The following is a 13545-nucleotide window of genomic DNA, read 5'->3' on the forward strand; positions in this document are numbered from 1 at the left end:
CCCCTCCTAAGTCAATTTCGCAACAAGGTAGATTTTTGATTGGATAAACTCTTCTTTTGTTTGCTCGATTACCCTTGTTGTTCACTTCTCTATCAATTTTACCAGTTTTTACTAGAAATTGGAAAAATATGCCAATTTGAAACAAAGACAGTACATTTTAGTTTGCTTACTTTTTGTAAGTATGATATATTAACCTCAACGAACAAGCGTCACATACGTTCTCACATGTTGACCCTAACAAAATAATAATGAATAAGCAGGTGTTAAAATGCAATATCTTTATCGTTTAAACTATCCCAAAAATTGGGACGAACATACGCCAGTCGCCATCGCTTTACACGGCATGGGAACTGATTACAATGACTTACAGCCAGTCTTAGACCAGCTCGCCCCAAACGAGATCCAGTTATCACCCCAAGGAGATCAGCCATTTCAAAGTGGTTATCAATTTTTTTCTACAGATTTCAGACGTGGTTCTGCCATGGAAAAAGAAATACTTACCAAAACAATCGATCAAGTATATACATTTATTCAGCAGCTTTTAATTCAAGAAGGCTTGACTAAACATCCTTTGCATTACCTTGGTTTTAGTCAAGGTGCGATCATTGGGACTGGTTTAGTTGTCACATACCCCACTTTGTTTCAAGAAGTTGAACTCTTCAGCGGGCGCTTGCCTTTATTTGTTGAAGAACTTGCTCAATCTAAACTTGGTCAAAATTTACCAGGCTCGCGCATTTTTATTTCTCAAGGACTGTTAGATCCGTTATTTGAACCGGAGATCGGACGTCACATCAACGAGGTCTTTAACAGCCACTTCACTCATGTTTGCTATCACGAGTATCACACCGGTCATGGGATCACCCCGCAAACATTGATCGACGTTATCGCAGAAAATCAAGCTAACTAAATGACACACTAGAAAGGAACTTTATTATGGCAAACGCTTTGATCCCAGAATTTCAATTAGATGAAAAAACTCATCCTGGCAACGTGGCTTTAAAAGTTAATGACTTACAAAAGATGATATTATTTTACACACAAGTAATTGGTCTAAGGCTTTTAGCACAGAATGCAAAAAAAGCCACTTTAGGGGCCGGTCACACTCCATTACTATATTTATACCGAATTGATGGTCATCGTGTTACACGACAAAAAACAGGTCTTTATCATACTGCATTTCTTTTACCCACTCGAAAAGACCTAGGGAATGCCTTGATCCATTACATCACAACTAATGCCCCACTAAATGGCGCGGCAGATCATATTTATAGTGAAGCATTGTATCTAACTGATCCAGAGGGAAATGGGATTGAAGTTTATCATGACAAGCCGCGTTCTAAGTGGATCATTAAAGAAGATGGTGAGATCCCAAGTGATACCTTAGAAATGGACGTTGAAAGTGTCTTAGAAGCCGCTGATAAAAAATGGGCGGGTTTCCCGGATGATTCAATGGTAGGCCATGTACATTTAAGTGTGGCTGATGTAGATGATACCCAAGATTTTTACACTAAAGTTCTGGGACTTTCACTCAAATTCAACTTTGGTGATGCTGCCAAATTTCTAGCAACTGGTGGTTACCACCATCATATTGGCGCCAATGTCTGGATGAGCCGCCAAGCTGCTCCTTTGGCAAAAAATGAAATAGGTTTAAAGTACTATAGTTTTTACGTACCAAATCCAGCTGAATTAGCCCGGATCCAAAACCACCTAAGTCAACTGAAGGTTGATTTTGAACTTGCTGAAAATAATGAGATCTGGTTCACTGATCCCAGTGGGATAACTGGTCACTTTGAACTCCAACCATAAACACAAAAAAGTTAGGTCTGTATCCAAAGGATATCTCGACCTAACTTTTTTTAATTAATTTTATTTTTAAACGACTATCTTAGTACCAGCCAGTTTGGTTTGAATGTTTTAAAGCATTTTCCCATGAACCATAACGTTGATCAACATATTGATCTGCTACTCTTTCTTGGTTAGCTTTTGAAAAGTCACCATTCAACATTTGTGCGCCTAATTGGTACTTACCAATAAATTGGCCGTTTCTAGCTGAATATGAACCGCCAGATTCGCGTTGAGCGAGTTGATCTTTCGCAGAGCTGGATGTACCTGTGTAAGCGGCTGATTTGTGTGATTGAACAGGTGCTTGTGTCTTTTGAGCGGCTGGTTTTGTAGCTGCTGGTTGTTGTGCAGGTTTTTGTACTTTAACTGGTGCCTGTGCCTTTACTTGTGTCTGTGCTTTTACTGGTGCTTGTGCAGAAACTTGGGCCTTTGGCTGTTCAACAACTTTAACATTACCTTCACCATCGATATCAAGTTTTTGACCTGGAAGAATAAAGTTAATATCAGCAAGGTCGTTAGCTTTTTCAATCGCAGCAATCGTTGTGTGATTTGCAGCTGCAATATCAGATACTGTGTCACCAGACTTAACTGTGACTGTATCCGCATTTGCTGTAACTGCTGTAACACCGAATAAACCGGCTGCTGCTGTGACTGTAAGTAAAGTTTGCTTTAAATTCATAAAAAAATGTTTCACTCCTGTATTTATTTGGCTAATAACTCTAAATTTTTAGAGCCCCGCAAGCTCAAGCCTTGTGCTTGACTGACTTGCTTTCCTAGTATTTTTCAGTTCATCTCTCGAACCGACGATGAATAGTATATGAAGTTAATGTTACACAGTGATTTCTATTAGATAACTTAAAACGCCTTTTTCTGTAACATAATGTTACAACTGTAATATTTTGTAATATTTTTTTCTGAAATCAACTTGCTTGATCAAAGCAAATCATGCAAGTTGATAGTACTGAGAAAGACTAAACAACTATATGACAAAATCGATGAATTTTTGGGAGGTAGAGTGAAAACTTTTTTTGAAAATTCCAAATTTTTTTTGCTTTTTTTGAAACAAGGCTAATTCTAGTCTTTTTTCTCTCTTATCGTCCCCTAGGTGTAACCTTAATGTAATTTTTCAAACTACTGTAAAAAACATCTTAACCTTTCTGTTATGACAAGCATTTGACAAGAAATAATCTATTTTATGACATTTTTTCTAAATAAAAAAAGTGGTCATCTCATTTTTACAAACAGAAAATGACCAACTCTTTTATTTAAAATTTCAGAAAAACGCCTGATTATTTAAATTTTATTTGTCTCTATTGCATGTCGCCTTTTTTCGGGAGTTGCTTGCTTTTCATTGGGATATCCAACCGCCAAAGAAATAACTGGTACAAAATTTTGCGGGATCTTCATATCGGCTAATAGCTGCGTATCCTTACTCAAGGGACCAAGTGCTCCCATGATCACACAATTAGCCAACCCAAGATCAGTTGCCGTTAATGCCATATTTTCAACGATTGCTCCTGCCGAAACACTTTCCAGTGTCCCAACAAAAGCGCCATCCTTTTGGGCAGAAACAATTATTACTGCAGGAGCACCGTAATAAGGTGTACTGACATTGTCTGATTCAATCCGTGAAATAATATCTGTGTCCGTTAGCAATGTCAGATGATATTTGGTATACTCGCCCATCCCGACTGGTGCAGCTTGACCTGCGTCTAAGATCTCATCCAAATCACGCGACTCAACTTTTTGCGCCGCATAATCCCGTATTGCTTGACGGTCATAAATAGCTTTTCGAATACTCACTAAAAAGACTCCCTTCCTATAGTAAGAACTTGCCAAACTTCACTTCTATTATACAAAATTCACAAATTTAAAAAAAGTGTTTACCTAATTTTAGAAAAAATTATTTAAAGGATAATGATAAAAAAAGTTAAGCATATTATTTTGGCAAAATATTGTTTGTGTCTATAATGATGGTGTACATATTTTGAAAGAGAGGCTTTTTTACATGTTAAAAGAATTTAAGGAGTTTATTGCACAAGGCAATGTTTTGGACTTGGCCGTTGGTGTTATTATCGGGAGTGCTTTTACGTCAATCGTTAATTCATTAGTTGAATACTTGATCAACCCATTGATTGGACTATTTATTGGCGGGATCGACTTTTCCGACTGGACTTTTAAATTTGGGGATGCAACTTTTAAGGTCGGTTCATTTATCAATTCGATCATTAGCTTCTTGATCATTGCCTTTATTGTCTTTTTGATCGTAAAAGGTGTTAATAAGGTCATGCCTGCAAAAGAAGAAGAGGAAGAAGTTGACCCTCAAGTCCAATTGTTAACTGATATTCGTGACGCGGTAGCTCCTGAAAAAGCGGAAGTGGCCGAAGAAGATGTCATAGAAGATCAAGAAACCACAGATCCTTCCAGCAAAGAAAATAAATAATACTAATTAGTGTCTTAAGCTCTCCGTCAGATCAGAAATGACGGAGAGCTTTTTTGGGACATATTCACAAAAATATTATTCTACCAGATCTCCATCAGTTAATAATGAGCAAATTTCAATAGTCTTGCTGTTTTTGCTTAAATTTGTACCCGGAAAATTTGTACCAAATACTCCATTTAAACTTATCAATTTCAGACACAGACAAATAACGCCATCCAGCCTGATTTAAATAACAAGCCAGATGACGTTTTTTATTGCTTACTTAATTTCTAGAATAGTTAGGAGCTTCTTTGGTGATCTGAACATCATGGGGATGTGATTCGATCAAACCAGCACCTGTGATCTGAACAAACTGTGCATTTTCTGTCAAATATTCAAGATCTGGTGCGCCACAATAGCCCATACCTGAACGAAGACCACCAAGGATTTGATAAACAACGTCACCGGCTTTACCTTTATAGGCAACTTGTCCTTCGATCCCTTCCGGAACAAGTTTGTTAGCTTCGTTAACACTGCTTTGGAAGTAACGGTCGGCTGAACCATGTGTGGAATCCATTGCACTCATACTACCCATACCACGATATGTCTTGAAACGACGTCCCTGATAAATAACCGTTTCACCAGGAGCTTCATCTGTACCGGCTAACATTGAGCCAAGCATAACGGCATTTCCACCAGCTGCTAAAGCCTTTACGATATCACCAGAGTACTTGATCCCACCATCGGCGATGATCTTCTTGCCATATTGGCGCGCAACTTTTGCGGCATCATAAATTGCAGTGATCTGCGGTACACCAACACCAGCAACAACACGCGTAGTACAGATCGAACCAGGTCCAATACCAACTTTAACTACGTCTACTCCCGCATCATACAAGGCTTTAGTAGCGGCACCAGTTGCTACGTTACCTGCAATCAAAGTAGCATTCGGAAATTGATCACGGATCTCAGCAATTTTTCGCAAAACACCTGCCGAATGACCATGAGCCGTATCGATCACTAAAGCATCGGCCCCTGCGTCAAGCAAAGCAGTTGCACGTTCAAATGTATCCTTAGTTACACCAACAGCACCAGCAACTAGCAAACGGCCATGTTCATCTTTAGCAGAATTAGGATATTCGACTACCTTTTCGATGTCTTTGATCGTGATCAAGCCTGACAGACGGCCTGCTTCATCCACGATCGGTAATTTTTCGACCTTTTTTTCCTGTAATATCTTTTCTGCCTCTTCTAAGGAAGTCCCTTCTTTGGCAGTAACTAGATTTTCCTTAGTCATGACATCAGCGATAGCGATCTTGGGATCACTGACAAAATGAATGTCACGGTTAGTGATAATACCGCAGAATACTTTGTTTTCCATCGTTTCAACGACCGGCACACCACTGATACGGTAACGATTCATCAATTCTTCAGCCTGCGCAACTGTATCTTTAGGTGTCAGATAAAATGGATCGATGATCACACCACTTTCAGAACGCTTGACCTTACGGACTGCATCTGCTTGGGCTTCGATCGTCATATTCTTATGAATAACACCCATTCCGCCTTGTCTTGCCATTGCGATCGCCATCTGTGATTCAGTGACCGTATCCATCCCGGCACTAATGACCGGCACATTCAATTTCAAATTTGGGGCCAATTGCACACCCAAATCGACTTCATTCGGCAAAACATGACTTTCTGCCGGAATCAACAATACATCATCAAAGGTCAAACCTTTTTTGGCAAATTTTGTCTCCCAGTTAGACATCAAAAACGCTCCTTTTCATTTGTTGAACTAAATAAGCCCCCTGCAAGAGACTTATTTGAACTTAGAATAAACTTGGCAAATGCAGTTGTGTAATTCGTAAAGATAGTACTCCCCTAATTTACCCTGTTTAAATATATTGTTCTCTAATGTACAAAAAAAGGCTTGTTTTTGCAAGCTTTCTTAGATTTTCCTCATAAAAAAGTTAACTATTTAAATTTTTTCACAAAAAGATTTCGTTTTTCAGTAACTTTAACTAAATCAGTGAATATAAATGTTCTGTTATTTGGCTTCTTGATCACCCGTCAAATACTTCAGTTGTTTGTATGGAAGCGGCTGTCTAAATTTTAGGTCCATCCCTACAACACGCTTGCGTTTTGCCTTATCAGTTGTCATCGTTTCTTCAGCTACAGATCCTGGCAAAATATCAGCTTGACCGAGATAAGTGTACCCCTTACCTTCAGCATCACTGCGTTTGGCAAATACATGCAATTTTAAATGACGCTTTCCGTGATCATCGACCTCCAATAAACGTTTGACTTCTGCTGACTCCAAAGTCCGTGGGCTCCGTGTATACCACCTGATCGCAGAATTATTAGCCAGAGTATTTTGATAATTACGACTAGCAGCGATCTTTTTATCCTTGTGATAGGTGATAAAGATCGGACACTCTTGTTCACCGACCCAGTAACCATACATCGGCGCGCTTAAGTCTTTTTGCCAATTCAATAAACGACAGACATCTTTGCGGTCATAGCGTTGATATAAGGTAAATTGTTGCTTATTGTCATAATCTCTATTCAAACGCAAACCGCAGTTGATCGCATCCGATAATAAGCGCCCAAAATCTCCGCCTTGAGCAAGTGCTGCTTTAAAACCTGGAGCTAACTGGTAATAGAAACCATCATGTGTGATCAATGCCTGCCCACCATAATCATCAGACTTGAGTTTCTTGCCTGACTTAATGGCAAAAAAGTCTAAGCCTAAGATCATGTCCAATGAATTGAGCAATTGGTCATTGTGATAACAACCATATTCATCGAAGACATCTACTAATTCTTGTTCTGAAACTAAGTTATTTTTCAATAGTAACTGTAACAGTAACAATTCATGCGGCCGCTTACCAAATGCCAATTCTTTAGTAACGAAGGTCAAAAGTTGATCTTGATACTTGTTTAATGTTACATTTTCACGCATTTTACTCAGAAAGTGCCCATAATTATCCAATCGCGCATTTTTCAAAAAAACACGTGGATCAAGCGAACCTTGATCTAAGTAATCGGATAACAAAGGTGCTTGTCCCAGTCTTTTCTTAACTGCCATAAATTCCTGCTTTAGTTCATACATACTATCAAGTTTTACCGCATCTAAAGCTGAAAAGATCCGTTGTTTGGCGATCGGACTAAAGCTGATCGTTGACAAGCCTAAGATCGGTTTAAAGGCTAGTTCCCTTTTAGCACGATCCTTACTTGCAGAATGGTCGTCATGTAAGGCTAAAGGGATCAGGTAGTTATTTTTATAATTACCAATAAAATCGATCACCGTGACGTATTTTTTACCTGGATACTTGCGCAAGCCACGGCCTAACTGTTGAATAAACACTATGCTAGACTGTGTATTTCGCAACAATATCAACTGATCGACACAAGGAATGTCGATCCCTTCATTAAAGATGTTGACCGTGACTAAATATTCCAACTGTCCCTTTTCGAGTTGTTTAACGGCGATCTCACGTTGTGTGATGCTTTGTTCATTAGTCAATGCACAACTCAGGTGTCCTCGTTTGGATAACAGCTCTGCCAGTTGCTTGGCTTCATCTTGACGGCTACAAAAAATCAAGCCATGCGCTGGTCGACTACTATCACCATAATATTCCAGTTGTTGTAAGATATGATCAACTCGCTCGTCAGAAACTAAACGGCTTAAATTGGCGGTTTCATCGATCAACTCTCCATTTACCTCGTAATCAGTCACGCCAATATAATGAAATGGACACAGCATATCTTCAGCCAAAGCCTGTTGTAAACGGATCTCGTAAGCCACATTATGATCATAAAGCTTAAAGACGTCAAAATCATCGGTCCGTTCTGGAGTAGCTGTCATGCCCAAAGTAAACCGCGGCTCAAAATAATTCAGGACACGTTGGTAACTTTCTGCCCCGCTGCGGTGGGCCTCATCAATCATTAAATAATCAAATTCGGCCGGGTCAAATTTAGCTAATACTTCTGGTTTACTAAGAGTCTGAACTGTTGCAAATAAATATTTTGCGTCTGTCTGATGTCGTTTGCCAGATAGGATACCAAAATCAGCAGCAAGACCTCCTAAAACATTCCTAAAAGAAGTCCGAGCAGCTTCCAAGATCTGTTCACGGTGCACGACAAATAAAAAACGTTTAGGAGCAAAAGCCTGCACATCAAACGCACCTAGATAAGTTTTTCCGGTACCTGTAGCGGAAATCAGTAGCGCCCGCCGCGCTTTATTTTTCCGTAATTTTGCTAAATTAACCAACGCCTGTTTTTGCATCTGGTTCGGTGTGATCTTTACTGAGGACAACTTTTGTTTGTCTATTTGCCTTTTGGCTTGGTTAAACTGTGGTTTAACGTAACTAGCAGCATAACGTGCGATCCATTCATCAGTCAATAAAGCAGATTCTTGCCATTGCTGGTCAAATTGGTCTTTGACCTGTGAAAACAATTCTCCATCACTTGTTGAAGTCAAGCGTAAATTCCACTCATAGTTGGTCAGCATGGCAGAGCGAGTTAAATTAGCACTCCCGACAATGACTGTTTTTTCAATCCCCTTGTCAAATAAATAACCCTTAGTATGAAAGCCACTGGCCGGTGTGATCTTAACGGTCAAATTTTTGATCTTCAATAATTCTGCAAACATTGTTGGTTCATTAAAACCCAAGTAATCTGACGTCAATAAATATCCGGACACGTTACGTGCAGCTAGTTCGTTCATCACTGCTTTAAAAGGCGTTAACATATCTTTAGTAATAAACGCCACAGCAATACCAAAGGACTGACATGTCCCAAATTCATCTAAAAGATGTTCCCAGATCGTTTCGTGTTTTGTGTTGACCAACAATTTAGGGGCCAACATTTCATTAGCTGCATACTGTTGTTGGTTTAACAGGCCATGCAAAACTGCCTGTTGTAGTTCATTATTGTTATTCATCAAATGTGATCTTCCTCAAATCTTGCTGTTGCAACCATTTTATGACAGGTCGACTAGCGGGTAACCAATTTAGTTGCGCAAGTTGGTCCGGCGTGCCCCATCTCAAATCGGTATGAGCCACATGTTCTAAATTATTTGTTTGTAAACGGCCACAGAAAAACTGAATATGTATCTTAGCATACGAATATTCATAGTCAGCTGGTGAGGGGATCTGAGGTCCCAAGATCACCTCATCGTTCAATTCTTCTTTGATCTCACGTTTTAAAGCTTGGCGTGGTGTTTCACCAGGTTCTGTCTTGCCGCCAGGAAATTCATAATATCCTCCACCTACTCGATGTGCCTGCCGTTTTCCCGCTAAGATCTGGTCACCATCGATCAGAACGGCTGCTACAATATTTTGTTCAGGTTTCATGTTCGCCCTCCTGTGTTACTTGTTAACTTCAATATTTGATTCCTCCTAATCATAGCAGATTTAAAGCCTAATTTGGAAAGATAGAACTTTATCAACAGAGCTCTCTCCAAAACTACTTTGATAAAATGAGCTGTCTGTGATAAATGTCTGATTAGGAGCTCTATCACTATTTTTCTTTCCTTTTTCAAAAAAATTGCTTATCATTAACATAATTAGAAACAAAAATATATTTATGGGGGTCACAGGACATGAAAACAGAACGCACACTGATCTTGATCAAACCAGACGGCGTTAAAGGGCGTCACATTGGTCAGATCATTACACGGATCGAAAATAAAGGGTACTCGATCGATGGTTTAAAAGTTACGACGGCTACACCGGAATTATTGAAAAAGCACTATGTCGATAAGGTGGACAAGCCCTATTTTTCCGAAATCGAAAGCTATATGTTAGAAGGTCCGATCGTAGCGATCATCGTCAGCGGTTCGCGCGTTATCAAGGGATTACATACCTTAGCTGGTGAAACTAGTCCAAACCAAGCAGCGCCAGGGACTATCCGCGGTGACTTTGGCCGGATGTTTGACGATGGGATATTACGCAATGTCATACACAGTTCAGATAACCCACAAAACGCAGAAACTGAGATCAACTTGTGGTTCCCAGAACTAACTGATAAACCGGAACTATCAGTCAAAAAAGAAAAGAGATCTTAAAGAGATCGAGACAAAAGACGTTCTGCACACGTTTAAGGGTCGCCGATTTAACCCATTTATGGGATAGATCGACGACCCTTTTTAAATCGCACAGCTAATTATGTTCCAGATTGTTTTCTTGTCTATTAAAGCTCTTCATACGCTTTAGCAAAGTCGATCACAGTTTGGTCAGCACCAAAACCGCCAACCAACTGCATCCCAATCGGTTTATCGTACTCAGTAAACTTACATGGTACTGACATAGCGGGGTATCCAAGTGCATTAAATAACCCTAAGTTCGCATCCATACCCATTGAACCCGTGACCAATCCCTCTAACGGACCATCTAAGCTTGGAAGTTTAGTCGCCGTAAATGGTGTTGCTGGCATTGCCAAAATATCATATTTTTTCATTATCGCAGAAAAATCTGCTTTTAAGCCAATTAGTAGATTCTGGGCACGACCGTAATAATCGATCGTATCATGATCAGCCAGCATACCACTATATAAAATAACCTGTACGATTGGCGGCAATTTGTCATAATTTTCTAGGGTCAATTGTTCGTTTAGTGCTTCACTTAGATCAGTTGGATAATAATTACCACTACCGATACTAGAACCGCCAGACTTGATCAACTGACGGTAAGTCGCCAATGTATTCATTGTGTCCACAACAGTTCGACCTAACTCAAATTCTGGGATAGAAACTTCTTCAACTTGTACGCCCAATTTTTCAAAAGCTTGAATATTTTCACGGACAGTTTGATCCAAGATTTCTTCAGAACGAGGTAAACCAAACCCTTGGCGGACTACTCCAATTTTTTTACCCCGTAAATTCGTCGATAAATTTTTGGCAAAAGCAAATGTTTGCTGCATTTCATTTTGGCGGCTGTCTAATCCATCAGGGCCTGCTAGAACATCCATCGCTAAAATAATATTGTCCATCGTTTGTGACATTGGACCAACGTGATCAAGCAACTGGTCGACCGAACCAATGCCGGTGTATGGAACAACACCACGCGATGGTTTAAATCCGTAGATACCACACCACGAAGCTGGGATTCGGATCGAACCAGTCTGGTCACAGCCCAAAGCAAAATCGACTGCACCGCCAGCTACCAAGGCGGCTGATCCGCTGGAAGATCCCCCAGCTGAGTAACCTGGCAGTCGTGGGTTTTGTACCAAACCAGTATCCGCCGAAAAACTACTCCCGGCGACAAATAAATTCTCACTGACCGCCTTCCCCGTGATTTCTGCGCCAGCCGCCAGCAAACGGCTAATTACGGTCGCATCTGCTTGCGGGCGATAGCCATCCAGCAGCTTAGTTCCACTCTGCATTGGCACATCAGCGATCGTAATATTGTCCTTTACTGCCACTTTTTTCTCTAGCAAAGGCCCGCTGGCAGCATGTTTTATCTTAGTCTTAACGTACCACGCATTATATTTATCATCCGAAAACGGACGCTCCTGATAGGTTCGCTTATAAGGAGAAGCAGGCGTAAGTAACGGCGAATATTTCATCACATTGCGAAAAGTCGCCAAAAAATCTTCATCCAACATCTGCCAATACTTATCTTTTTGATCTTGCGGTAAATCAACATCTTTGATCTGTTTGAAAAACTCTTCCTTATTAAAGCCCATCCTTTTGCCCCCGCTCTGTTTTAATAGTCGAGCTTTGCAGCTCAGAAGATTGTGCCTAGCTAACTTCATCACCACATTGCGAAAAGCGCAATATGGCGCTAAAGTCCGCTAGTGCTCATCTTCTAATCGAGCTGCTCCGCTCTGTTTTTAGCTTATTATAGCAAACCACCTCAGCAAATTATGCAGTAAGTGATCAATATTTGTTATCGTTCCCATTTTTATCAGATTATGATGCTTATTATTTATCAAGCTTTACGTGCAGTGGTTATTTTGTCCCACAAAAAGTACAAATAAAAAAGCCGCCCTACTATAACTTTGGCATAGTTATGGGGCGACTATTCAATAGTGGTTTTTAATAAGCAACACTAACAACATTGCTAACTAGTAAGCACACAAAAAAATACAGACAAAGTCACACGCTTTTTATTAAGCACGGCTTGCCTGCACTTTTTAAAACTAATATTTGTAAATACTGACCCTTCATTAAAATAACTGACTATCCTACTCAACTGCTTTTAATTCAAAAACAGCACTGTCAAAGTCACCATCGTTTTGTGTCAGCGGGTAGATCCCGATTTGCATCAACTCACTACCATAAGCAGTATATTCACCATTGACGCTATATTTTTGGCTGGGGTCTAAACCGGCAAAGTTCAGCATGTGTAATGGCGATGAAGCCTCTGAAAAGATATTAAAGTACATCGCAACGGCTGCTTTTTTATCATCTGAGACAAACATCCAAGCCGTTCTCATTGTTTCAAATGGATCTTGCAAACGGTAGAACTTGCCAAACTGGATCAAATGGCGGTGAGCTTTATACCACTTGATTTGCAGCTTAACTTCTTGTCTTTCATTTTCCAATAAATTCAGTGGGTTTAGTTCATATCCCAAATTACCGCTTGAAGCAACTAGCCCTCTAGTTCTTAGTGGTGTCATCCGCCCCGTTTGTTCATTGGGTACTGCTGAAACGTGTGCCCCCATCGAAACAACTGGATAAAGTAAACTTGTTCCATATTGGATCTTCAAACGTGCAATTGCATCCGTGTTATCAGAAGTCCATGTTTGCGGCATATAATACAACATCCCGGCGTCATAGCGACCGCCACCGCCCGAACAGCTTTCAAATAAAATATCAGGGTATTTATCCGTCAAATGTTCTAAGAGATCATACAAACCTAAAATATAACGGTGAGAGACCTCTCCTTGTTCCGAAGCCGAAAGCTTGGCATCATAAACTTCAGTCATATTACGATTCATATCCCATTTGATGTAGTCAAGGTCAGCATGGTCAATGATATAAGACATCCGCTCCAGTAAATAATCGCGAACTTCTGCCCTACCCAAATTAAGCACAAATTGGCTACGGTCGATCGAACGTCGCTGCCCTGGGATTTCTAAGACCCAGTCGGGATGATCTTCATATAGTTTAGATTTAACAGAGATCATTTCTGGTTCGAACCACAAACCAAATTTCATACCTAAACTATGACAATAGTCACTCAGCGGCTTGAGGCCGTTCGGCAATTTTTTCCGATCGACCACCCAATCACCCAGTGAACTATCAGGAGCATCTCGTTCACCAAACCAGC

At 40.2% G+C, this 13545-nt stretch carries 11 protein-coding genes; 4 read left to right on the forward strand and 7 right to left on the reverse strand.

What is annotated here, in order from left to right; genetic code table 11:
* The first annotated feature begins 268 nt into the window (after positions 1-268).
* Entirely contained in the window at positions 269-907 is a 639-nt protein-coding gene (locus LACPOB_RS0110315; RefSeq protein ID WP_017868742.1) for an alpha/beta hydrolase, read from the forward strand.
* 26 nt (positions 908-933) lie between these two features.
* The gene (locus LACPOB_RS0110320) at positions 934-1806 is read left to right on the forward strand and encodes a VOC family protein (RefSeq protein WP_017868743.1); all 873 of its coding nucleotides are present in this window, start codon (positions 934-936) and stop codon (positions 1804-1806) included.
* Between the two features lie 79 nt (positions 1807-1885).
* Here the strand turns inward: LACPOB_RS0110320 and apf are convergent, their stop codons facing one another.
* Complete coding sequence (gene apf, locus LACPOB_RS0110325) at positions 1886-2521, reverse strand: aggregation-promoting factor (protein WP_017868744.1); 636 nt, start codon at positions 2519-2521, stop codon at positions 1886-1888.
* A 614-nt stretch (positions 2522-3135) separates the two neighbouring features.
* Positions 3136-3645 (reverse strand): nitroreductase family protein, encoded by a 510-nt coding sequence (locus tag LACPOB_RS0110330; protein ID WP_017868745.1) that lies wholly within the window; start codon positions 3643-3645, stop codon positions 3136-3138.
* 205 nt (positions 3646-3850) lie between these two features.
* Between LACPOB_RS0110330 and mscL the strand changes: the two genes are divergently transcribed.
* Positions 3851-4285, forward strand: a complete 435-nt coding sequence (gene mscL, locus LACPOB_RS0110335) for a large-conductance mechanosensitive channel protein MscL (protein WP_017868746.1) — start codon at positions 3851-3853, stop codon at positions 4283-4285.
* Positions 4286-4547: 262 nt separating this feature from the next.
* Here the strand turns inward: mscL and guaB are convergent, their stop codons facing one another.
* From guaB to LACPOB_RS0110350, 3 genes are all read right to left on the reverse strand, one after another.
* On the reverse strand, positions 4548-6035 hold the full coding sequence (gene guaB, locus LACPOB_RS0110340) for an IMP dehydrogenase (protein ID WP_017868747.1): 1488 nt from the start codon (positions 6033-6035) through the stop codon (positions 4548-4550).
* Between the two features lie 279 nt (positions 6036-6314).
* Positions 6315-9212 carry a DUF3427 domain-containing protein gene (locus tag LACPOB_RS0110345; RefSeq protein WP_017868748.1) on the reverse strand — a complete coding sequence of 966 codons (2898 nt, stop codon included), beginning with the start codon at positions 9210-9212 and terminating at the stop codon, positions 6315-6317.
* Positions 9205-9624, reverse strand: a complete 420-nt coding sequence (locus tag LACPOB_RS0110350) for a (deoxy)nucleoside triphosphate pyrophosphohydrolase (protein WP_017868749.1) — start codon at positions 9622-9624, stop codon at positions 9205-9207. Before LACPOB_RS0110350 ends, LACPOB_RS0110345 begins: the two co-directional genes overlap by 8 nt.
* Before the next feature lie 248 nt (positions 9625-9872).
* Between LACPOB_RS0110350 and ndk the strand changes: the two genes are divergently transcribed.
* Positions 9873-10337 carry a nucleoside-diphosphate kinase gene (gene ndk / locus LACPOB_RS0110360; protein WP_017868751.1) on the forward strand — a complete coding sequence of 155 codons (465 nt, stop codon included), beginning with the start codon at positions 9873-9875 and terminating at the stop codon, positions 10335-10337.
* A gap of 125 nt (positions 10338-10462) precedes the next feature.
* Here ndk and LACPOB_RS0110365 read toward each other — a convergent pair whose 3' ends face one another.
* Complete coding sequence (locus tag LACPOB_RS0110365) at positions 10463-11956, reverse strand: amidase family protein (RefSeq protein WP_017868752.1); 1494 nt, start codon at positions 11954-11956, stop codon at positions 10463-10465.
* A gap of 501 nt (positions 11957-12457) precedes the next feature.
* Positions 12458-13545: alpha-galactosidase (locus LACPOB_RS13160; RefSeq protein WP_040533132.1), on the reverse strand; the 1088-nt coding region annotated here is incomplete at its 5' end.

The organism is Ligilactobacillus pobuzihii E100301 = KCTC 13174, assembly GCF_000349725.1.
Taxonomy (GTDB): Bacteria; Bacillota; Bacilli; order Lactobacillales; family Lactobacillaceae; genus Ligilactobacillus; species Ligilactobacillus pobuzihii.